Source organism: Methanosarcina barkeri MS (genome assembly GCF_000970025.1).
GTDB classification, from domain to species: Archaea; Halobacteriota; Methanosarcinia; order Methanosarcinales; family Methanosarcinaceae; genus Methanosarcina; species Methanosarcina barkeri.
Window position 1 is genome coordinate 4,453,398 of sequence record NZ_CP009528.1, and the last position, 23,032, is coordinate 4,476,429.

The window sequence follows — 23,032 nt, forward strand, 5'->3', positions numbered from 1 at the left end:
GTTTGTCTATTTACATACTAAATAAAGAAAGAGTATTAAAAGAGTTCTTTTTCAGGTTTTTTCTGCATTTTAGTATGGGAAAATTAAGCCGTTGGTTATTGAAAAAACACATATATGTGTAAATTTAAAATGAGTTTTGTATTTCGTGACAAAGTAGTAATCAAGAACCCCAGTATTCATATAAATTAGATACAATTTAAGTTTATAGACACATTAAGGCTGCAAAAATTTAGTTTTTAGTTTTGTCATAGTTTTGTCATTTTGTTGTTTTTGGGCAGTGTGTCGGTTTTTCATTAAAACCATAAATTTTGAGAAGTTGTAATGTAGCAATTCCATGTTGGGAGGTCAATTTTCCCATTGTACTTAAAAACTTGACTTTAAATTTATAGAAAATTTGCGACACTGCCATGGGAGGAGGACAATTAAAATGAGAACTCATTTTTTTAATTCTTTAATTTCTGTATTATTAACGATAGTAATAATTCCTGGATTGATACCCTGTATAGTATCTGCTGCAGATGGACAATTTGCAGACAACGGAAATTCGACAAATAGTACACTAACCTCCAATCTTATATTGGAAAAACTCTCCACTGACCCTGATTATCCAAAACCCGATAGTATGGTCGTTATTAATTCCTTAGTTAAAAACACAGGAAATGAAACCTCAGAACCAACGAATATAATATATTTAATTGGTGAAAACGAGGAAAAAGAAGAAGTCCCGGCAATAGAGGCTGGATCAGAAAAATTAATTTCCTACACCTGGACAACTCCTGACACGGAAGAAACAGTGACAATAAAGGCTTCTTTAGAGAACGTAGAGAATAGTGAGAAAGTAATTACTGTGAAAATAGTACAGGAGTCACTTCCAGATCTGATAGTTGAAGACCTGTATCCAGAATCATCAACACAACCCGAAGCCGGAAAACCTTTGAACTTTACCCTGAAAATAAAGAATGTGGGAGAAGCAACTGCCAATAATAGTACTGCAAAATACAGTAGTAACGGAACTTCAGGAGAAATCTCTATTCCTGAACTTTCAGCAGGGACAAGTACAAGTGCAGAATTTTCGCTGACTCCTGGAAATGAAGAGAACATGAGTGTAACAGCGATCGCAGATTCTGGGAATACCATTAGTGAAAGTGATGAAGACAATAATGAGATGTCAAAAACCATAAGTATAAAACGTGAGCTTCCTGACCTGAAAATAGAATCGATTTCTCTGAGTCCTGAAGAACCGCATCCAGGAGAGAATATAACCTTTACGGCAACAGTGAAGAATAATGGCTCTACAGCTGCTGAGAAAAGCGAAATTAGGTATGATATTAAAGGAAACAATGAAAGTTATACGGGAGTTACATCAATACCAGCCCTTGCAGCAGGTGAAACCGGAACAGGTATTTTTTTCTGGACTCCTGGAACCGAAGGGCAAATTGAAGTGAAAGTAACCGTGGATTCAGGAAGCATTGTTTCTGAAAGCGATGAAACCAATAATGAGTTCACAAAAACCGCAACCGTATATAAAGAAACAGTTTCAAGTGATGATGGAGGAAATGAAAGTTCGGGGTCTTCAGGCAGTGATTCAGAAAATGAGAGCTCAGAGTCTTCAGGCAGCGATTCAGGAAGCAAGAGATCAGGGTCCTCCAGCGGCGGTTCAGGAGGCGCCAGTCTTTCAAAAGAACCAGTCAGCAATGTAGAAGCAAAAGAGCTTGCCACCGGCAACGTTCAAAGTGGTTATCATATCAAGTTCAATTTTCTGGAAGATGCTACATGCATTACATATATCGAATTTGACCCAATAAAAACATTAAAGAGAACAATTACAACTGTAGAAGTCCTCAAAAATAAATCTGCTTTTGTCTCAGAAGTTCCTCCTAGCAAGATATATAAATATGTGAATATCTGGGTAGGAAATTATGGAGCAGGTGTCGCCAATTATTGCGAAAATGGGGCTATAGAGTTCAAAGTTGAAAAACCATGGATTGAAGAGAATAATATTAATCAGTCTCAGATAATTCTTCAATGGTACAATGAAAGCTGGGAGCCCCTAGATACCGAAAAAGTCACAGAAGATAAGAATTACGTTTATTTTAAATCGAAAACGTCTGGCTTCTCCTGCTTTGCAATAACCAATTATTCCGTAGATGGGGAAAACGTATCTATAGCCAGTGAACAAGCAGAAGAGGACGCTTTGATAAAACTTGACGGTGAAGCAAAAACAAGTATTCACAACGAAAGCTCAGAGAAAGACAGCGAAACCAACGACCTTATGGGAAAAGCCAAAATATTTCTGGCAATTTCTCTACCTCTGTTTTTGATTCTTATAGAGTACTTTGTAATGAAGAAAAAAATCTAAAAAATTTTTTTCAGAATTTTATTTTGAAATTGTGTGTGGATTGTTGAAACCCATAGAACCGTAATTCATCAAATGTAAAAAACAAACGAAACACATAGTACGACTCCGTAGAAAATTTATTATTGAAGTTAAAATCTTTAATTAAGCTTTATTCCAAGATTAACTGAATTATAAAGCTTAAGCAAACTGTTTTTATTACCTCTATTCGGTAAGTATGTTTATCTATTTTTCAGACGATTAACACTCTAGGCTTAGAAGTCAATCAGCTAACTGAAATAATAGATTGACAACTTAATAAATATTTAGATATAAACTACATGTGAGGTCAGGGACAAATTGAGGTCAGGAGCAAATTGAGGTCAGGAACAAATACAGTATCAGATGTTGGATGGGTAAAATAATGAGAAAAAAACTAATTATATTGATAGTTTTGTTTTGCATGTTCCTCGCAACAGGATGCGTGGGAAATAAACTGGTAACTCCAGAAAAAGCCGGAACCCAAGCTGATGCAGATACTCCAAATGGAGAAGAGGCAACTGAAACACAGAATTTGACAGAGAAAACGGAAATAAAAGAATATACACTTGAAGAACTTGCAAAGTACGACGGTACAAATGAAACGATATACATTGCTTATCAAGGTCAGGTATATGATGTCTCATCTGATAGTTATCTTTGGAAAGATGGCAATCATGAGGGATGTCCTGCAGGGAAAGATATAACCGAAGAATTAGACAGGACACCACACGGAGCTGAAATATTAAAGAAATATCCTATTGTCGGGACTTTGAAAGAATAATACAAAATTATGATAATTTTATAACAACTTTTTACGCATATTCGTTAAATTTTCTTGTTTCATACTATCACTTTTTGCCTATATGTCAGTAAACACAATTGGCACATTACCTAGGAAAATAAGTAAAAAAGTAAAAGAAATAAGGGAAAGCAAAAAGAAGAATTCCCATTTTCAGCCTTTCTTATAGCTTAAATCCCAGCTTCTGCTATTCTCAAGCATCCATAACTGAGAATCCAGTTCTTCTTCTTCAGGCTGAGGGTAGATTCTCTCAGTCTTGCCGTTAGGAAGCAGAAGGCGAGCTTTTACATTATCTTTAAGGTGAGTGCCAAGGATAACGTCTCTCACGACAGGGATATATTCGGAAGATACCGGAAAGAGGATTTCTACCCTGTTGTCCAGGTTGCGCGGCATAAGATCGGCGCTTCCCATAAGAATCTCTTCTTTTCCTCCATTCCTGAAATAATATATTCTGGAATGTTCGAGAAAACGGCCAACTATCGAGGTAACCCTGATATTTTCACTGAGCCCAATAATACCTGGCCTGAGGCAGCAGATTCCCCGGACAAGAAGATCTACCTTCACTCCGGCCTGAGAAGCCCTGTAAAGTTCCCGGATACACTGGTAGTCCACAAGGGAATTCATCTTGAAGATCAGGTGCCCATTTCCACACTTCTCGTGAAGGTCGATTTCACGCCTGATGCGCTCCAAAATCTGATGCCTTAGAGTCTGGGGAGCTACAAGGAGTTTGATATAATGGTCTTTTCGCGAATATCCAGTAAGGGCATTAAAAAGGTCAGAGACATCCTTACCTATGCATGGATCACTTGTCAGATACCCCATATCGGTATACAGTTTTCCTGTGACTGCGTTATAGTTACCTGTACTCATGTGCACATAATACCCGATACCTTCTTTTTCAGCCCTGACAACCAGACACATCTTGGAATGAATCTTACGTCCAGGGAAGCCGTAAGCTACATGAACCCCTTTGCACTCAAGTTCTTTTGCCCAGCCTATATTGTTTTCCTCATCGAAACGAGCTTTAAGCTCCACCAGGACCGCTACTTGTTTTCTCCGGTCCGCAGCCTTCATAAGGGCCTGAACAATTCTGGAATTGTCATCCACCCTGTACAGGGTCATTTTGATTGCCAGAACATCAGGATCTTCGGCAGATTCTTCCACGAAATCAATTACCGATTCGAAACTGTCATAGGGATGATAGAGAAGAATATCTCGTTTTTTCAGAGTTGCAAAAATTTTATCCCTATTTGCTAGTTGAGAATGTTTTTTCGGCTCGAAGGATTCATACTTAAGGTCAGGGCGATCGATCTTTGCAAGTTTACTTAGATTTGAAAGCCCCAGAGGAGCTGCAGACCTGAACATAAGGGAAGGGGAAAGGTCCAGGTTCTTAAGAAGAATATCCGAGATTTTTGCTGGCATTGTATAGTCGGTCTCAAGTCTGACAACCGACCCGAAGTAATTCCTGCCGACTCTTTGTTCTACAGCGGTCAGGAGGTCTTTGTCTCCATCCTCATCAAACCCAAGGTCTGCATCGCGTGTAATTCTGAAAGGATAAGCTCCAAGGATGCGCTGTCCGGGAAACAGGAGGTCAAGATTTGCAGCGATAAGCTGTTCAAGCCAGACAAAACGTCCTTTTTTCAGCTCTTTCAGACTGGAAGTTATTTTCTCCTGGTCTCCTTCAGGAACAACGATTAGTCGCATAAACATTGGAGGAATCTTGACCCTGGCAAAACGTTCCCCGTAATCCGGATCATCAATTAATACTGCAAGGTTAAGGCTGAGGTTGGAAATATGAGGGAAAGGATGTCCTGAATCAAAACCGAGAGGAGTAAGTAAAGGAAAAATATTTCTCTCGAAATAGTTTCTCAACTTTTCTCTTTCCTTCTTAGAAAGCTCAAAGTAATTAAGGACTTTAATTCCTTCTTTCCTGAGAGCAGGCTCAAGCATTTCATTCCAGCAACTGTCATTGAGAGGAAGCTGCCTGAGAAGCTCTTCCCGGATGACGCGAAGTTGTTCCTGTGCTGTCTCATCTGTCCGGTCATCTTTCATAGCTTCCACTATTCTTTTCTCGACGCCTGAAACCCTGACCATAAAAAATTCATCAAGATTACTTCCAAAGATCGAAAGAAACTTGACTCTTTCAAGCAGAGGATTGCGATCATCAAAAGCCTCTTCGAGTACTCTGTCATTGAACTGAAGCCAGCTGTACTCGCGGTCCGTATATAAACATGGATCGCTTAGGTCAGGCATACCGGAAACTTCTACCCGAGTTCCTTCAACATTATCCATCATCAGCCTATCAAAATCTGCACACTGAATGGGGAAGTTTCGCTCCATTGCTATCACGCGTGACCTGGGTTTTGCACTTATTCAAACTCGTCTTTAAAAATAATAAAAGATCTGAAGATAGGATCTCTGTAGATCTCATATTCAATTTCATTACCTGATTGTCACCCGGCTCTACTGGGTTAAAAAGAAGATATCCCCCGGGTTCACTCAAACAACTTAATATAGTTAGCCTTAGAGAAATATTTCCTTGATAACATCAACCCTGTTAGCCGACTAGAGTTTTGAATCCTTTGCATATGAGGAACGCAATCTCCTTATTAAGTTATCGGACATGCATTGACACCAAAACATATATAAACTTTTGTATCGGCCGGATTTAAGGAATCTCCGCCAACTCACTACTATTTATTAGTATATAGAACTAAAGATTTATAATATTATCTCTTGAAGACAATTATTGACAAAGCCAATTATTGACAAAAACAAAAAAAGATGCCCCAGGTAAGAAAGAAAAAGTACTGGAAGACTGCAAGAAAAGATTGGAAATTTCCAGGTAAATACTCTATTAGTATATGTTAGGAAGTACACTGAAATTTCTCTAAAGGTTTGCTTTTGAGCCGGTTTCAAATTTATCTTTTAAATGTGAGTAAAACTCCTGCTCTTTTCCAGTGGTCTTTCTGAAAAGCCGTTCCACAATCAGCTCTGGAGTGCTCCGAGCAATACGATTGTATACAGGATTCCGGTTTACGATTAACTCAAGGTTGGAGTCCAGACCATCGGCCTCAATTCCATCCACTCTTACTTCCGTTCTGGTATTTTCAAGGATAAGTTCCGAAAGATGGGAGACAAAAACTCCAAGACTCTGTTCATTTCTGGACAGATATTCAAGAATTCCTGCTATAATTCGTGCAGAAGCTCCAGGCTCAGTGATCGATTCCAGTTCGTCCGCAAGCACCAGTTTTTCTGAGGCTTCGGAGAGTACTGAGAATTGCTTGAGGGTAGTCTCGAAAGCTCCTGCATCGAGAGTTCCTTTCGATTTGCCAAAATAGTAGAATTCCTCTATAGGCCCGAGTTCAAGTTTTTTTGCAGGAACTGGAAAGCCCATATACCCAAGAATTACGCATTGGGCAAGGAGCTCAAGCAGGGAAGTCTTACCACCTGAGTTTACTCCGCTCAAAAGTACAACCCTGTTTTCCAGACCTGCCGGGGAAAAACCGGTTTTTCCGATGGAATAGCTGATAGGATCGATTTCTCCGTACCGAGCTTTTAAAAAGAGGTTTTCTCCACCTGTAAAACCTATACCGGCTTCGGGAATCAATTCGGGAAGATTAAGCTGAAACTCTGTCGAAAAACAGGCAATTGAAAAGCCAAGGTCAAAATCCAGAACTTTCCTGACAAGCTTTTCTACAGGCTGGTGAAAACCTGAAAGAGTTTTTGCAAGTTCCCTTTTCCGGACAAGCCTTGTTTTCTCAAGGCTATTATTCAACTTTTGCCTGAAAAGCCTCAGCTGGGACTGGTCTGCATTGAGAGGGTAGGAAACTTCATCAGGAAATAGTGAGTCGAGCATTAGTTTTTCTTGCTTTTGAAGCCCTAGTTTTTCAGCAAGCTCTTCTTTGATGGCTCCAATCTCAGTTTTATAGATTCTATTAAGTTCCTTTGTAAGCAGGTCTTTAATCTCCATTCCACCACTCACAAGCCTGACGAGTTCCTGCCCGCTCAGAGTAAGCGAACTTGCCTCAAGAGTTCGGTTCATGTGCTGATTAGCCTCATTCAGAGCCGAAGTCAATACAGGATCCAGGTTTTGCAGGGCTGCTCCGAGCCTGTCAAGTTCAGGGTCAAACCCTTCAACAGGCTTTCCATCCTCACCGAGTTTTGAGAGAGCAGTCTCGAGTATATCAAGCTTCTCTTTAGAAAATTCCTCAAAGAGCTCAAAATTCTCTGAGCGGAGAGCTGATACGATACTCAGGCAGGCGCGGATGCAGTCCAGATTCCGCGCAAAAAACGCCAGTTCTTTTTCAGGCAAAACCTGCCAGAGTTCAGCTCTGGAAATGTCCCGGAAATATTCGGGTTCAATGTCTTCAGGTAGATCAAAACCAAGATAAGTATCATCAAAAACAATAACACTGGAGTAACCTCTTGCAAGATCCACGAATTCCGAGAGGTTTTCTACAGCCTGGACAGACAAAAAGGCCTGGAACTTTTCTCGGGCTGCTTCAAGGGTTTTTGAATCTCCGCACAGAATTATCCGGTCCCTGACTCTGAGGTTTCCGGGAACAGGCCTGAGTTCACTGACTCTCGTAAGCAATTTCAGAAATTCGGAATTCTCGGGGAAGGCATTTCCCAGTTCAAGGTATTCTCTTACGAAAGCCTGCCTTTCCTGGATAAGATCCATGCGCGAAGCAGGTAATGGGTAAAAAAGGTTTAGCTTATCCCTGGCATGCGTCGTATGGGCAAAACTTTTTATCAGCTCAAGCAAGCGGGAATAAATATCCAGGGCTTCTTTTGTCCTGAGAAAATCGGAAATTGAGCAGCCTTCAGCCCTGGATCTGGCATACCTGGCAAGGGAAAGGGCAAAATTGTGGCTGATCCCGTTGACTTCAGAAATTGAAGCTATATCACCCTCACAAATAGCCTGGAGAGCAGCTTCTTCAGTTCCGAAATGTTCAATCAGCCTGTCGGCTACCCGTTCACCGATTCCATGAATTTCCCGCAGGCTTGAGAGCGGCTGAGAAGTTTTCACACCCAAAATACTTTTCATATGCAAGAGACTCTTGTTTCAATAAATTCAGCTGGGCATTAAGCCCATATGATTTAGTTTAAAAGAAGGGAAAGTTCTTTTTCAAGATAGGGGTGCATTGAGGCTGTATATCCGTGTGTTGCCTCAGTAACGTTATACATAGCTTTTGGCTCTTTTGCAAGAGAATAGGTGCGGAGCGCCAGATCGTGGGAGATTACCGGATCATTAGAAGAATGAATCAGCACGAATTTTGCAGGCGGCAGGATAGAGAGATAGGTATCCGGATCAATTGAACGATAGAACTGATAAGCTTCAGAATCGCTTGCAAGGGAAGAATCAATTTTTTCAGTGCCGTACCCCGCAGTGCTGATTCCGATAACTCCTTTAAGGGAAGGATTAAGAGCGCAGGCAAGGATTGCAAATCTTCCACCATTACTTTCCCCGAGGATTGCAAGCTTTTTCGGGTTAATTTCAGGCTGGGCCGCAAGCACATCTGAGGCTTTAAGAGCATCATAAACCATGTCATATTCTACGGGCTCAAGACCTGCCTTGAAAAGTTCAAGATCTTTGTCTACATTTATGCTGCCCAGGTTGCGCTGGTCAAGCGTGAGAGTTGCATATCCCATTTTAGAGAGTTCAGCAGCCAGACCCTGTTCGGCTTCTTTGCTAACCCCTGCTCCGGGCAGCAGGACCAGGCCAGGAGAAGAAGAGGAATTTGCAGGAATTCTTAAGAGAGCCTGAATTTTTTCCCCTTTGCTTTCAAAAGACAGCAGTTTTAAAGTATCCGAGTTTTCAGGAGCATATACATCTTCGATTTCCTGAGCTGTAGATACCGGCTCTTCTCGATCTGGGAAAGATAGAATACCTGCTTCCGAAACCTTCCAGGGAGCCGCAGCACCTGTAGAATTGGAAGGATTATACAGGACTCCAAAAATACCCACAAGTATAAGAAGAAAACCCAGAAGAAAAATTGTGGGCTTAGAGATTCTTGTCCCTGAAGAAGCCTTGCGTTTCCTTTCTTTTTTTCCTGAATTCTGCCTGCTCAAGGGAACCCTGCCAAGAAAATTGCGATTACGGCCAGAAACCATTTACAGCACTTAAGAATAATACTGCAATGCCAACAATTGCACCGACAATCAGCACTGCCTTAGGCTGGATTTGAACTGCATTTTTATCTGCTTCATAATAGCGCATGAGCCCTGCAGAAGACTGGAGCCCGGAACCTGATTTTTTAGCCATGTGTTAACACCTGTGTGAACGCATTGATTGGGATATAATTTCACTGCCCTTACTTGCCTGTAATAGGTTTTTCTGGCTGATAATTAAAGATTATCTGAAATTAACAGTTAAAAATTAGAAAATTTAACATAACTGTTAATTACTTATCAAATAAATTTTAATCAACTGTTAGGTATTTAAGTTAATTATTAAATAAATTTAATCAACTATTAGGTATTTAAGTTAATTATTAAATAACTGTTAAATTTCCTCTTAAATTTGGTAATTATCACATAATTTACAGTTCTGATATATAAATCCAGCAGAGAAACTTCTTAATAATCGGATTCTGAAAAGTTGGAAAGAATTCACTTTCTTGAAGCAGGCAATTCTCAAACAAGTACTTCGTCCAAGAGGAAGGGCGGATAAAATACTCCTTTCTCAGTAATTACCGCAGTCACGTTTTCCATGGGAGTTGCGTCAAAAGCAGGATTGTAAACTTCCACATCTTTGGGGGCAAGTTGCTCAGATCCGAAAAAGCGTAACTCATCCGGGTCTCGCATCTCTATTTTTACACTGCCTTCCCAGCCATTGAAATCAAAAGTAGAGGAAGGAGCTGCTACATAAAAGGGAATATCATGCTCTTTTGCAAGAATGGAGAGGGAATAGGTACCTATTTTGTTGAAAACGACATCCTGGGTAATCCTGTCAGCCCCTACAAGCACGCTGTCTACAAGCCCCTGCTGCATTACCCACCCAGCCATAGAATCCGAAATAAGAGTTACTGGAATCTTGTCTTGCATCAGCTCCCATGCAGTAATCCTGCTTCCCTGGTTCAGAGGCCTGGTCTCACAGGCAATAACTTTTATCTCTTTGCCTTCAGCAATAGCCGAACGCACAACCCCAAGAGCTGTACCCCAGTCAACGCAGGCTAACCTGCCCGCATTGCAGTATGTGAGTATGGTATCTCCATCCTTCAGGAGTTTTGTCCCGGATTCACCTATCAACTTATTAGTGGTTACATCTTCTTCCGCAATATCCCTGGCTTCTTGAAGGGCAATTTCTCGGACCCCCTGAACATCAAAGGCATCCGAAACCGCTTTCAGAACTCTGTCCACACCCCAGCTAAGGTTTACTGCCGTAGGGCGGGTTGATTTAAGGGTTTTTCCCGCAACCTTAAGGTCTCTTATTATTGTTTCGAAATCTCCGGCCCCGCTCAGGAAAGCTGCAAGGGCAATCCCAAAACCTCCTGCTGCACCGAGAGCAGGCGCACCCCTGACCCTGAGAGATTTTATAGCTTCGCATAGAGAACTCAGGGTTTTGCATTCTATTATCCTGTACTCTTTAGGGAGAAGGGTCTGGTCTACCAGCACCACGGAGTTGGACTCTTCCTTCCAGTCAATTGTCCTCATTAGATCACTTTCCGATGTAAGCGTCAGATTCTGCCGGAAAAATTTCCGCTTTTCTTTCAAGCTCCCCATAAGATAAAAACCTATTCAACTGGCATGCCTCGTCACCCTCATATCGTTACTTTTTTCTGTTATTATCGGAATAATCGGAGAAAGTTAAAATTAATTATATTAAAGATAATTCTTAAACCTTAGAATAACCAAAAAAATGCGGCAGGTCACGCTTCTGGCAACCAGCATTCATAATAAAAACTTTGTTTAAGGAATAAGTGACACGTGAGATATAAATAAAGCAATCTCTTTTTCCATAGAAGCAAACTTACAAATAATAGATTTATAGAGTAACAGAGCAATAAGACAAGACTTAAAATCCATAGCTAAAATACAGAAAGTCGTAATTTTCAGAAATATAAATTATTAATAAACTTCATGGACCTTGAATCCGTAAATCCTTGAATCTGTAGATTCAGAAATCATAAAAGATCTTCATTTCATTAATGCGGTTTATGAGAATCTGGGTATTCATCGGAGAGTAAGCGCTTATGACAAAAATAAAAATAGCAATTGCAGGAATCGGGAACTGTGCAAGCTCTTTGATACAGGGCATTGAGTACTATAAAGTCGACGATAAAGAACCTATAGGACTGATGCACAGGGAAATTGGAGGGTATAAACCTGGCGATATTCAAGTTGTCGCCGCCTTTGACATTGATGCCAGAAAGGTAGGAAAAGACGTCTCTGAGGCCATCTTTGCTCCCCCGAACTGCACAGCGGTTTTTTGTCCTGATGTTCCGTCCACAGGTGTGAAAGTTAAAATGGGCAGGGTTCTCGATGGGGTCTCTGACCATATGAAGAACTATAAGGAAAGTCAAACTTTTGTTGTCAGCAAAGAACAGGAAGCAACAAAAGCCGATATAGTAAACGAAATTAAAAAATCGGGTGCCGATATGCTTCTCAATTACCTGCCTGTAGGTTCTGAAGAAGCAGTCCGTTTTTATGCCGAGTGTGCCCTTGAAGCAGGTGTAGCTCTCGTTAATAATATGCCTGTTTTTATCGCAAGCAATCCAGAATGGGCAAAAAGATTTGAGGAAAAGAATATCCCGATCATTGGTGATGATGTCAAAGCTCAGCTTGGAGCTACTATCACGCACAGGATTCTTGCAGACCTTTTCGAAAAACGAGGTGTAAAGCTTGAGAGAACATATCAGCTCAATACCGGGGGAAATACAGATTTCCTGAATATGCTTAACAGGAACAGGCTTGCTTCCAAACGGGAATCAAAGACCGAAGCTGTTCAGTCAGTGCTTTCCAAGAAGCTTGATGACGACAATATCCACATCGGACCCAGCGACTACGTAGCCTGGCAAAAGGATAACAAGGTTTGCTTCCTGAGAATGGAAGGCAAGCTTTTTGGAGATGTGCCTATGAACCTTGAACTCCGCCTCTCTGTGGAAGACTCTCCTAACTCCGGAGGTGTGGTAATCGATGCCATACGATGCTGCAAGCTGGCTCTTGATCGCGGGATAGGAGGCGTGTTGTATTCCCCGGCTTCCTACTTTATGAAACATCCGGCGATTCAGTACCCTGACGACGAGGCTTACAGGCGGACTGAAGAATTTATATCTGGAACCAGAGAACGTTAAAATCCTGGTGAGAAATTCCTGTAAAAAGGAATTCTAAAAACCCCCGGAAGTACCGGGAGTTTTAAGTTTTTCTGTCCAGAATGAGTATTAAAAGGTTCTTCTAAGAACTTCTTCCCGATTTCTTAATTCGGTTCATCGAATCTCTTCAGCTTAGCGGATTTTTTCAGCTTAGCGAATCTCTTCGACTTAGCGAATACCTTCGGCTGTAATTCTAAATTCTGCACTTGAACCTTCAGGGCAGGACCGATGTTTGTACAGAATAGCGCGCCTGGTTCCTTCACCGGTTTTTTCAAGCTGGATTATCGCCTTTGAAATATGTTCCAGGGAACTACCGCCAAGCGGACGCACCCCTCCTGAGGTAATATCGGAATATACCTGGTTGGTTATGACTGCAACAAAACCGTGTTTGCGGGCAAGAGCATGCAAATATCCTATCTGGCTAGCAAGTTCTCTGCGGCTTTTCATGCCTGTCTCATCGTCTTCAAGCTCGAACCTGTAGTATGAGGTTGCAGAATCAAGTATCACGAGACCTATATTCTCACTGGCTATTCTCTCCACTTCCCTTACGGCCGCATATTGTTCTTCAAAATTCAGGGGTTCATAGATAATGATACTTCTAGCTATTTCTTTTGCATTTTCCCCTGCAATCTGCTTGAATCGAGTAGGAGAAAGCCCTTCGGTATCTATGAAGATGACTCTCTGCCCTTGTTTTACGCATTCCACTGAAAGCTGGATGCAGATATTTGTTTTCCCGGTTCCTGCAGCTCCGAAGATTTGAGTCACAATCCCTTTCTCGAAACCTCCTCCTAGAAGCTCGTCAAGGGGCTTGCAGCCGGAAGATAGTAATTTTTCTATGAAGTGACACCTCTTTTGTGCTTGGTAAATATAACTGGCCCATGATATAACGTTTTTTTGTAATTTCCAACCTTTTCAGAAAAATTAACGATTTTCTAAGAGGAATAAAAAAACAAAGTGGATATAAAAGAAATGCTCGGGTATAGATTCCTAACCCTTTCAATAATTGAAAAAATATATAAGAGTACAGTGAAAACGAGAATGATGATTTGACAATATTTTTTCAAAGTGTGGAGGAATAATTCCTTATACATGTTAGCCGTACTGTACCCGAGAAATCGGGTGTGGATATCCCTTAAAGCCTTCTGTGCTTGAAATTATTTCCTTAAAGAAGGCATTTTTCAAAAACAGGGGTCCTTAAATTTGTTATCAGATCTGATAACAAATAGAACATCTTTGTATACAAAACAAAGGTGTTATTGTATACAAATAAGGGTTTTACTGTATCCAGACCTGAGGCAAAAACCATTATTAAGGATAGGGCATTTAGAATATTTACTTGAAAAATAAAGGTCATTTTAACCTAGTAAAATGAAAAAAACAATATTATGGGGGTCACTTTATAGAAGCTGCACCCTTTCGATATTGCTTACTGATATTTGAAAATACAAATTTGTAGGGACTATAAGGGTTAGCTGAGGAATGGTAACCCATGTGGGGCTTTGTTTTAGGCTGCAATACGCTCTGTACCTGCGCGCTCACCCCGCACACAATAGAAACAAATATGAAATGTAAACCTGCACGCTCACTCCGCATACAATATAAACAAATATAAAATGTGAAGAGAAACGAGCCCTACACAAGAAACGTTAACTAAAAATCAGATTAAGAATTAGAGTAAAATCAGAGGGACGTAAAGCATGGCAAAAATAATAATATATACAACGGAACGCTGTCCGAAATGCAATAAATTAAAAACTTTCCTGGAGGCACATTCAGTCGCTTTTGAGGTAGCAGATATGTCTACTCCCGAAGCTCTAACGGAACTGCGTTTCAACGGAGTCTTCACAGTGACAGCGCCTGTTTTACAGATCAATGATACTTTCCTTACGCACGAGGAACTCTTCAGTGGGGGAGAAGTAAACCCTGAAAAAATCCAGGAAATCCTGTGATGAAGAAAATCCTGTGATAATAGAGATCTGAAGTTAAAAATAAATTGAATGTTTCTTCAAATTTCACATTAAATTCTATTAAGACAATCACTGAAGATGAGAAAATGACAAGCGAGATTCTCTTACCCGATTACCAGTTATCTGACAACCAATCAGCCCAAACGATGCTTGAAGAATTGTCCGTCTCTCCCCTCCCCAAAAATGACCAGTTATCTGACAATCAGTTAGTGCAAAAAACCCTTGACGGGATGTCTGTCTCCCCTCTCCCGAAGGTTAGAACAACAGATGGTTTTATTCTTAACTGGGATAGGAACATTATTGTAAACCAGCTTCTGAAAGAAACAAAATTAAGCGAAATTTTCTATAACAAACCCTCAATCACAAAAGAAGAAGCCATTGAGATTGCAAAGGATGCAGAAAAGATCATTAAAAAGATGAATCTCAAGTTTCTCTCAGGTCCTCTTATCCGGGAAATAGTAAACAATATTCTGCTTGACAAAGGGCATGTTGAGTGGAGAAACATTATGACCAGGGTCGGAGCTTCGGTCTACGACGCCTACGAAATCGACACTGGTTACGGCTTTGAAGCAAATGATAATGCAAACCAGCTGAACAACGCCGAAACCTCACATAAAAGAAAAGCCGATAAAATGTCCAAGGAGCAAAATCTCCTTCTAATGCCAAAAGAGCTTGCCGACCTTCACCTCAATGGGGATTTCCATATCCATGACCTTGAATATATGGGCACAAGACCATTTTGCCAGGACTGGGATCTCCGTTACTTTTTTTATTATGGACTCATGCCTGATGGAGTGGGAACTCAATCAAGCGTGGCAAAGCCCGCGAAGAATGCCGAGGTGGCTTTCCTTCATGCAGTAAAAGCCATGGGCTCGGCTCAGACCAATTTTGCAGGCGGGCAGGGTTTTTACAATTTCCTTACTTTTATGGCTCCCTATCTGGAAGGGAAATCCGAAACCGAGATAAGACAGCTTATGCAAATGTTCGTCTATGAAATGATGCAGATGATGTGCGCAAGAGGCGGACAGACTGTATTTTCATCCGTGCAGCTTTCCCCTGGTGTCCCAAAGCTCTGGAGAAACATTCCGATTGTTGCTAAGGGTAAGGTCTGGGACGGCAAACAGGCTCCTCTCAGAACCTATGGAGAATTCGAAAAAGAAGTCCGCCTTGGGTTCAAGGCTCTTATGGATGTTATGCTTGAAGGAGACGCCTGGGGCAAACCTTTCAGCTTCCCAAAGCCCGAAATCTCCATTGAGCCTGACTTTATGGAAGAAAACGAGGAATTCAACAGGGCTCACCCTGAGCTTCCGACTTATAAAGAGTTATACAGGATGACCTTCGAGCTGGCTGCTAAATTCGGGACTCCTTACTTTGATAATCAGCTTCCGGAATACAGGGGCGCAGGAGAAGGAATTTCATGTTATCAATGTTGTGCGTATCAGTTTTCTGCAAACCCTACTGATGATAAAGATTTCGATGACAAACTTCATTTCAGAGATGGAAAACACTTTTCAATGGGCTCGTGGATGGTCCTGTCTTTAAACTGCCCAAGGGCCGCATACAGGGCTGAACATGATGATGAAAAACTGTTCAATGAGCTCAAGACCCTGATGAATAAGGGAGTGGAAGTTTTCAAGATCAAACGTAGATGGATGAATAGTCTGATCAAGAAAAACAGGATTCCCTTTGCAGCCCAGCGGCCCAAAGATTCTAATACAGGGGAAAAAGGGGCCATAGCTGTGGACTTCGAAAGCCTTGTCTATACTATCGGAGTGGTTGGGATCAATGAAATGGTCCAGTACCATACAGGTTTCCAGATCCATGAGTCTCCCGCTGCTTATAAGCTTGCTATCAGGGCCATGTTTGAAATGAAAATGCACGCTCAAAAGCTTTCAAAAGAAAACGGCATGGAGATTGCTCTTGCAAGAACGCCTGCGGAAACAACAGCCCAGCGCTTCGCAGTTTCAGACCTCTTGCATAAGGAATATGCCGACAAGGCCGAATTCACAATTAAAGGGAATTTAGAGGCCGCAAAGAGCGAGTTGAACCAGACGCACGACCTTCCAATCTACTATACTAATGGAACTCATGTTGCCGTTGGTGCAGATATATCTCTGCCTGAAAGGATAAAGTACGAACATACTTTCTTCCCGATTGTAGACGGCGGAAATATCATGCATGTCTGGCTTGGAGAAGGACAGCCGGATCCTGACGGCCTTCAGGAGCTTGCCATGCATATAGCAAAGAACACCCAGACAGGCTACTTTGCCTTTACCAAGGACATGACTGTATGCACTGATGAAGGATATGTAGCCGATGGGTTACTGGACAGATGCCCTAAGTGTAAGTCTGAAAATGTGCAGCATCTCTCAAGGATCACAGGATACCTCCAGTCGGTTGAAGGCTGGAACAAAGGCAAGCGCCAGGAACTTCTGGACAGAAAACGATACAGCACAAAGGAACTCAGATAAGGATTCCTTAATCCTTTTTTATACATAAAAACGTGAGAACGGTAGGCCATGAAAGTAAACTACGCAGGTACTGTCCCGCTCTCTACCGTGGACTGGAAAGGAAGGGCGGCAGTTACTATATTTTTTAGGGGGTGCCCGCTTCGCTGTCCCTACTGCCAGAACCATCCCTACCTCCAGGGGTTTAACCCTGTAGAACTGGAGTTCGTGGAAGAGCAAATAAAAGAATCTACACTTTTTGTGAGTGCAGTTGTATTTTCAGGAGGGGAACCTCTAATGCAGAAAGCAATTGTGCCTCTCGCTGAGTTTGCAAGAGAAATTGGGCTTGCAATTGGGATTCATACAAACGGCTGCTACCCTGAAATGGCAAACGAACTGGTTAAAAGGGAACTGGTTGATAAATTTTTCATAGACATAAAAGCTCCCCTGGATGATCCCAAACTTTATGATAAAGTTACGGGCTTCGGAGAATTAGAAGCTGTGAAAAAGACTCCTGAACAGATTACTGCGTCTGTAATAAAAACGCTTGAAATTGCAGACTCCTGCGACTTAGAAATGGAACTTCGGACAACGTTAATTAGAGATTTTATCGGAAGCAGGGAAGAAATTGCCAGCATAGCTGCCTGGATCTCGAAACATATGAAAAATAAAGAACTTACCTATGTACTGCAGCAGGGAATTCCGGAACATAGCTTGCAGGAAAATTTAAGAGATCTGCGGGTTCTAGAAAGGGAGGAACTATATGAACTCGGTAAAATCGCAAAAAGTTTTTTGGAAAATGTGAAAATTAGAACAAGAGAAAGCGGAGACGAAGTGATCTCTGACTCTGTATGACAGAATCTTGTAGAATCCAGCACCTGATTTTGCCCGATCTAATCTGACAGTTTACTACTATTAGCTTGTTTTTTTCTCCTTGTACTTTTCTTTTTTGTCTGCATCGCGAATAAAGTGTAAATTATTTCTCCTATAGAGTCATACAGAAAAATATACTTTAAGTTCAAATGAATTTGAAGTTTACAAAAGTCTTATACATTCCTAGAGATAAAAAGCAAATGTAAAGCCCTTAAGAAATTTATTTGAGAAAATTTGTTTATTCACTGCTGATGGAAAGAAGTAGAATTTTTGAGATAAATATCTCCCCCAATATCGAAAATGATTTTATGGAAAAACTGTTGGAATTTTTGTGTGCCTTTACATGTTACACAAATTAAATAAAGGAGAGGGACTCAGTGATTTTTGGTTCACAGAGTGCATTTATCTAGAAAAGAAAACAAAAATTATCTTTTTCAAAAAAGACCATGAAAAACACAAAAGTATCTTCAGTTGGAGAACGCGCTCTAATCTCCATTTTATCTGAGATTTTCAAAGCACCTGATGGCAGGGAGAAAGGACAAGAAGGAATCCTTATAGGCGCAGGTTCGGATGACTGTGCCGTCCTTGACCTGAAAGGCGAAGACTGCCTGGTTGTTACTACCGATATGCTGCATAAGACTACTGATTTTCCGGAAGAGATGACACCCTGGCAAATGGGCTGGATGTCAGCAGCCGTAAACCTCAGTGACATTGCAGCCATGGGTGCAGAGCCCACAGGGCTTGTTATGGCAATTGGGATGCCTGCAGATACCAAAATTGCTTTTGTTGAAGCCCTTGCAAAAGGTATGCAGGCATGTGCCGAATTCTGCGGAACTACGATTATAGGAGGCGATCTTGATACCCACGAAGAACTGACAATTACAGGGACGGCACTTGGCAGAGTGAAAAAAAGCCAGCTCCTTCTTCGGCGTGGAGCAAGACCAGGTGACCTTGTCTGTGTCACGGGTTATACAGGATCAGCAGGAGCAGCTCTGGAAGCCCTTCAGTCTAGAAAGCCAGTGAGCAAAACCGTCCTGAATGCACTTTTTGAACCTGCCCCGCGCACGAAAGAAGCAAGGAAACTTGCCGAGTCTGGAGCAGTTACATCCATGATGGATACGAGTGACGGCCTTGCAATGTCCCTTTACGACCTTTCCAGGCAGAGCCGTGTGGGATTCATGATCCGGGAAAATGCCCTCCCTATCCTCAGGGAGGTCCGTGCATTTGCTTCAAACCAGGAAAAGCTGAGGGAATTTGCCCTTTACACGGGTGGAGACTTCGAACTTCTTATTACAATTGATCCACAAAAGATCAAAAAAGTACAAAATATATGTAACTTAATCGTTATAGGAGAATGTACAAAGTATGAAGCAGGTATTGTACTCGAATCCCCAGAATGCAAGTTTATAACTATAGAGCAGAGAGGATACCAGCAGCTAAAAGCAAAAGCTGTTGATAGATCCACCTGATTAAAAATAATTACCCCCGTGAAACAAAAGCCTGGATTAGAGAGACGAAAATTTAGGAACTCTTGATTGATAAGCCCAAAAAACCTTACAAAAATCGAACAGATCTTAGGAGAAACGTACTAAATTCATAATAATTTATGCACAAGGTTCAGAAGGATAGAACATGAAAAAAGCTAGTTTACAGATATTTACAGCAATTCTGGTGCTAGGTCTATTTTGCGGAGCTGCAACTGCAGCCCCGAGTATAATAGCAGCATCGCCTGGAGACAATGCAACTGTCAATAAGACGGTCGGCGAGATTCAAGATTTTAGCATTCAAACAAACGAGTCAGCAACTATTAACTGGCAGGTTGATGGAAGCAATGTTTCCCAAACATCGTCTGATGATGCAACGAATACCTCTACCCTCAATCACACGGTTAAGCAAGGTACATACGATGTCAAAGCGACTGTTCAGTCGACTGGAGAGAGTAGAACCTGGAGTGTAACCGGAGGATCGAATGTACCGGAAATCATATCGTCTTCCCCTTCATACTCAACCGTTAACAATAATGTAGAAGAATCAAGAAAATTTAATGCAACTATTAGCCAGACTTCAAATATAACATGGTATCTTGATGATACCAATGTTCAGGAAAACAAGTCTGTCACTGAGTCATCATATATCAATAATTCTGCAACACAGGGCACGCATACAATTAAAATGCACGCAGAAAACGAAAACGGCAGTGCAGAAAAATCCTGGACATGGAAAGTATCAACGGCCGGAGGATTATCTGTTAATGCTGACCCCTCCGAAGGAAATGTTTCAGTCGATAAAGGAGTATCTAAAACTTTCAAGGTCAACTCCAGCACGGACGACCAGTATATCAATGTTGAGTGGCTTGTTGGTGATGAATCACAGAAAAAGGAAACAAGTGTAACCTCTTCTTCATACGACTTTGAAAAAGACAGTGCAGGAAATTATACCCTCAAGGCAGTGGTAAGTGATCCTAATGGTACTTATGATTCATCGACAAAAACATGGACTGTAAGCGTCGGATCTACTACAGATAATTCAACTGGAAACAGAATCTGGGAACAGGGAATGCCAGAAACTTACACATGGACTGCCCAGAGTTACTCAGGTTTCTACTATGACCTTGATTCCGGAGTATCCTCAGAAGAGATGACCATTACAGGTATAGGTAGAAGCATAAAATCAGGAAACATTGAGTACTCCACAAGTCCTACTGAGACTGATTTTGAACACAGTAAATGGGGTTCATACCAGATAATCGGGTTCATGGCAGAGAAATACTTTGCAGGTTACACTGAAAATAATTCCACAGTTATAGGAGATGACATTAGCCCTATTTCTAATGGTGTTCTTTCCAAGATTCTCATGGACACTGATGATAAAAAATCAGCAAATGCCGGAGATTCTCTTGTTCTCGATGAAGGATATTCCCTGAATATCGTGGAAGTGGATATCAATGGAAAATCCGTCCGGGTCCAGCTTGAAAAAGATGGTGATGTCGTAGACGAAGCATTCCTCGAATCGGGCGATGACTATGTCTATAAGACTGATCTTGGAAACTCAGAAGATGTGCCCATAATCATTGCTCATATCGGCTCGGTTTTCCAAGGAGCTGAGTCCTCTGCTGTCTTCATACAGGGTCTCTTCCAAATTTCGGACCAGTACACCGAAATCAATAATGGAGATACTTTTGGAGAAATGAAAGTAACTTCCGTTAGCAGCAGTGAAATAAAGATGGAGAATGATGATAGCGTCGGACTTGATAAGGGAGATACGGTAGACCTTATGGGTAAAATACAGATTCAGGTAGCTGATGATAACACGCTGCGTTTTGCCCCGACCCTTGACACCTCGGAAGAAGGTACATACGAGCTGCGCGGGACTGTCTATGACAAGGACATTAATGGTGATTCACTCCCTAGCTGGACGCCCTTTAACTTTGAAGGTTTCTATTACAACATAGATGAAGGAATTGGGACTGAAAATCTTACAGTAGGAGAGCTTGACGGCAGGACTATACCTTCAGATGAACTTGTCTACGAATCAACACCCCAGGCGGTTAATTTTGATCACAAAAAATGGGGCAACTTCACAGTTATTGGTTTCATGGCAGACAAGTACTTTGCCGGGTATACTGATGGCTCAGTAAATGGATCTGTTGATGATGTGAGTCTTCTTTCAGATAATATTCTCTGTAAAGTCCTTACAGACAACGACGACAAAAAGTCTATGGATTCAGGTTCTGCCCTTACCCTTGAAGATGGTTATTCTTTGAATATCGTGGAAGTAGATATCAATGGAGAATCTGTCCGGGTCGAGCTTGAAAAAGATGGCAATGTAGTAGATGAGGCATTCCTCGAATCTGGCGATGACTATGTCTATAAAACTGATCTTGGAGATGCAGAAGATGTGCCCATAATCATTGCTCATATTGGCTCGGTTTTCCAAGGAGCCGAGTCCTCTGCTGTCTTCATACAAGGCCTCTTCCAGCTCTCGGACCAGTACACCGAAATCGATAATGGAGATACTTTTGGCGAGATGGAGGTCACCAGTGTCTCTGAAAGTGGCATTACAATGAAAAACAGTGATTCAATCGGGCTTGACAAGGATGATACCACAGAGATCATGGGTAATGTCAGTTTCAAGACTGCTAATGACAATACTCTCAGGTTCTACCCGTTTGTGGAAGTTGAAACCGGCGGCAACGGAAACGACAACAATTCACTGAAAATAAGTGTACCTGATAAGATCTATGCTGGAAATCCGTTTAATATCGAAGTGACTGCAGGTGGAAAAGCAATCGAAGGAGCTAATGTTTCGGTTAATGAAAGTAATGTAGGCGAAACCGATGATGATGGAGTTGTTGAGTACACAGCCAAAGATGTCGGGACTTTGAAGATAACTACAAAAAAGGATGACTACGAAACTGCAACTAAAAACATTAACGTCAGTGCTCCGAAAGAGGAAATGACAGTCAACGTTTCACCTGAGACAGTTTATGTCGGCGACACCCTGAACATTGAGGCTGTCAAGGCAATCGGCGGTGATCCAATTGAGGATGCAAACGTATCGATTGATGGAAACATCATTGGTAAAACAGATTCCAGCGGAAAAGCTACCTACAAGACAGATAAAAGCGGCACTCTTGAACTGGGCTTAACAAAAGAAGGATTCGAAGACCAGGAAATAAATGTAAAAGTAAAAGATTTGGAAGCTATCTTCAAATACTCAAACCTGGTAATCGATCCTTTAGAGGTAAGTGCAGGAAAGAATGCGACAATCTCGGTTAACGTTGGAAATACAGGCAATGCTGCAGGAAATAAAAGTGTAGAGTTGCTTATTAACGGAAACATAAGTGACTCAAAAGACGTTTCCCTGGGCATTGGGAACAATACCACTGTAACCTTTGAACACGCAGAAGACGTGCCAGGAACCTACAAGGTAGAAATTGGAGGAGAAACTGCAACCTACACTGTAAAGGAAAAGTCTTCCTTAATGCTCTACATTCTTGGACTCATTGTCCTGTTAATAATCGGTGGAGCTGCTTATTACTTTACCAAGGGTGGCGGAGACATGGCAAAACTATCCGAACAGGCAAAGGAATTTATTAACTCGGTGAAACCAAAGAAATAAAGCGACAAGAAAACAAAAAATTCAAAAACAAAAGAGAATAGAACTTAAAATTCCCGCGTTAACCCAAAACGCGGTCTTTTCTTATTTTTAGAATAGTTCAAACTTAATTTACGTTCAGCAGTCTTTCAGGG

Annotated in this window: 14 protein-coding genes; 8 read left to right on the plus strand and 6 right to left on the minus strand. The window is 41.4% G+C overall.

What is annotated here, in order from left to right; all coding sequences use genetic code 11:
- The first annotated feature begins 427 nt into the window (after window positions 1-427).
- Together MSBRM_RS18260 and MSBRM_RS18265 are read left to right on the plus strand one after the other, a co-directional pair.
- Entirely contained in the window at window positions 428-2,359 is a 1,932-nt protein-coding gene (locus MSBRM_RS18260) for a PGF-pre-PGF domain-containing protein (protein ID WP_052712949.1), read from the plus strand.
- Window positions 2,360-2,747: 388 nt separating this feature from the next.
- Window positions 2,748-3,158, plus strand: a complete 411-nt coding sequence (locus tag MSBRM_RS18265; protein ID WP_230629047.1) for a cytochrome b5 domain-containing protein — start codon at window positions 2,748-2,750, stop codon at window positions 3,156-3,158.
- A gap of 171 nt (window positions 3,159-3,329) precedes the next feature.
- Here the strand turns inward: MSBRM_RS18265 and ppk1 are convergent, their stop codons facing one another.
- The 5 genes from ppk1 to MSBRM_RS18290 all read right to left on the minus strand — a co-directional run bounded on the left by ppk1 (window position 3,330) and on the right by MSBRM_RS18290 (window position 10,835).
- Window positions 3,330-5,516 carry a polyphosphate kinase 1 gene (gene ppk1 / locus MSBRM_RS18270; protein ID WP_080941609.1) on the minus strand — a complete coding sequence of 729 codons (2,187 nt, stop codon included), beginning with the start codon at window positions 5,514-5,516 and terminating at the stop codon, window positions 3,330-3,332.
- A 550-nt stretch (window positions 5,517-6,066) separates the two neighbouring features.
- A complete protein-coding gene (locus MSBRM_RS18275; RefSeq protein ID WP_048122529.1) occupies window positions 6,067-8,226 on the minus strand; it encodes a MutS-related protein in 2,160 nt (719 codons plus the stop codon).
- A gap of 53 nt (window positions 8,227-8,279) precedes the next feature.
- Entirely contained in the window at window positions 8,280-9,251 is a 972-nt protein-coding gene (locus MSBRM_RS18280; RefSeq protein WP_230629049.1) for an alpha/beta hydrolase, read from the minus strand.
- Window positions 9,252-9,276: 25 nt separating this feature from the next.
- Complete coding sequence (locus MSBRM_RS18285; RefSeq protein ID WP_048122532.1) at window positions 9,277-9,444, minus strand: preprotein translocase subunit Sec61beta; 168 nt, start codon at window positions 9,442-9,444, stop codon at window positions 9,277-9,279.
- Between the two features lie 371 nt (window positions 9,445-9,815).
- Window positions 9,816-10,835, minus strand: a complete 1,020-nt coding sequence (locus tag MSBRM_RS18290) for an S-methyl-5-thioribose-1-phosphate isomerase (RefSeq protein WP_048123672.1) — start codon at window positions 10,833-10,835, stop codon at window positions 9,816-9,818.
- A 539-nt stretch (window positions 10,836-11,374) separates the two neighbouring features.
- Here MSBRM_RS18290 and MSBRM_RS18295 point away from each other — a divergent pair.
- Window positions 11,375-12,475, plus strand: coding sequence for an inositol-3-phosphate synthase (locus MSBRM_RS18295; RefSeq protein WP_048122534.1), 1,101 nt, complete (start codon window positions 11,375-11,377; stop codon window positions 12,473-12,475).
- A 186-nt stretch (window positions 12,476-12,661) separates the two neighbouring features.
- On the opposite strand, the gene radB is transcribed toward MSBRM_RS18295, so the two are convergent.
- Window positions 12,662-13,360, minus strand: a complete 699-nt coding sequence (gene radB / locus MSBRM_RS18300) for a DNA repair and recombination protein RadB (protein WP_048122536.1) — start codon at window positions 13,358-13,360, stop codon at window positions 12,662-12,664.
- 830 nt (window positions 13,361-14,190) lie between these two features.
- On the opposite strand from radB, the gene MSBRM_RS18305 reads away from it, so the two are divergent.
- From MSBRM_RS18305 to MSBRM_RS18325, 5 genes are all read left to right on the plus strand, one after another.
- Entirely contained in the window at window positions 14,191-14,442 is a 252-nt protein-coding gene (locus MSBRM_RS18305; protein ID WP_048122538.1) for a glutaredoxin family protein, read from the plus strand.
- A gap of 104 nt (window positions 14,443-14,546) precedes the next feature.
- On the plus strand, window positions 14,547-16,931 hold the full coding sequence (gene nrdD / locus MSBRM_RS18310; RefSeq protein WP_048123674.1) for an anaerobic ribonucleoside-triphosphate reductase: 2,385 nt from the start codon (window positions 14,547-14,549) through the stop codon (window positions 16,929-16,931).
- Between the two features lie 48 nt (window positions 16,932-16,979).
- The gene (locus MSBRM_RS18315; RefSeq protein ID WP_048122540.1) at window positions 16,980-17,762 is read left to right on the plus strand and encodes an anaerobic ribonucleoside-triphosphate reductase activating protein; all 783 of its coding nucleotides are present in this window, start codon (window positions 16,980-16,982) and stop codon (window positions 17,760-17,762) included.
- A gap of 464 nt (window positions 17,763-18,226) precedes the next feature.
- On the plus strand, window positions 18,227-19,249 hold the full coding sequence (gene thiL, locus MSBRM_RS18320; RefSeq protein ID WP_048122546.1) for a thiamine-phosphate kinase: 1,023 nt from the start codon (window positions 18,227-18,229) through the stop codon (window positions 19,247-19,249).
- A 163-nt stretch (window positions 19,250-19,412) separates the two neighbouring features.
- On the plus strand, window positions 19,413-22,901 hold the full coding sequence (locus MSBRM_RS18325; protein WP_048122547.1) for an S-layer protein domain-containing protein: 3,489 nt from the start codon (window positions 19,413-19,415) through the stop codon (window positions 22,899-22,901).
- The last annotated feature ends 131 nt before the right edge of the window (window positions 22,902-23,032 follow it).

Coding starts and splice junctions, on each gene's coding strand:
- MSBRM_RS18305 (WP_048122538.1), top strand. CDS start 14,191: ATGGCAAAAATAATAATATATACAACGGAACGCTGTCCGAAATGCAAT.
- ppk1 (WP_080941609.1), bottom strand. CDS start 5,516: ATGGAGCGAAACTTCCCCATTCAGTGTGCAGATTTTGATAGGCTGATG.
- MSBRM_RS18290 (WP_048123672.1), bottom strand. CDS start 10,835: ATGAGGACAATTGACTGGAAGGAAGAGTCCAACTCCGTGGTGCTGGTA.
- MSBRM_RS18275 (WP_048122529.1), bottom strand. CDS start 8,226: ATGAAAAGTATTTTGGGTGTGAAAACTTCTCAGCCGCTCTCAAGCCTG.
- MSBRM_RS18315 (WP_048122540.1), top strand. CDS start 16,980: ATGAAAGTAAACTACGCAGGTACTGTCCCGCTCTCTACCGTGGACTGG.
- MSBRM_RS18295 (WP_048122534.1), top strand. CDS start 11,375: ATGACAAAAATAAAAATAGCAATTGCAGGAATCGGGAACTGTGCAAGC.
- MSBRM_RS18265 (WP_230629047.1), top strand. CDS start 2,748: ATGGGTAAAATAATGAGAAAAAAACTAATTATATTGATAGTTTTGTTT.
- nrdD (WP_048123674.1), top strand. CDS start 14,547: ATGACAAGCGAGATTCTCTTACCCGATTACCAGTTATCTGACAACCAA.
- MSBRM_RS18325 (WP_048122547.1), top strand. CDS start 19,413: ATGAAAAAAGCTAGTTTACAGATATTTACAGCAATTCTGGTGCTAGGT.
- thiL (WP_048122546.1), top strand. CDS start 18,227: ATGAAAAACACAAAAGTATCTTCAGTTGGAGAACGCGCTCTAATCTCC.
- MSBRM_RS18285 (WP_048122532.1), bottom strand. CDS start 9,444: ATGGCTAAAAAATCAGGTTCCGGGCTCCAGTCTTCTGCAGGGCTCATG.
- MSBRM_RS18260 (WP_052712949.1), top strand. CDS start 428: ATGAGAACTCATTTTTTTAATTCTTTAATTTCTGTATTATTAACGATA.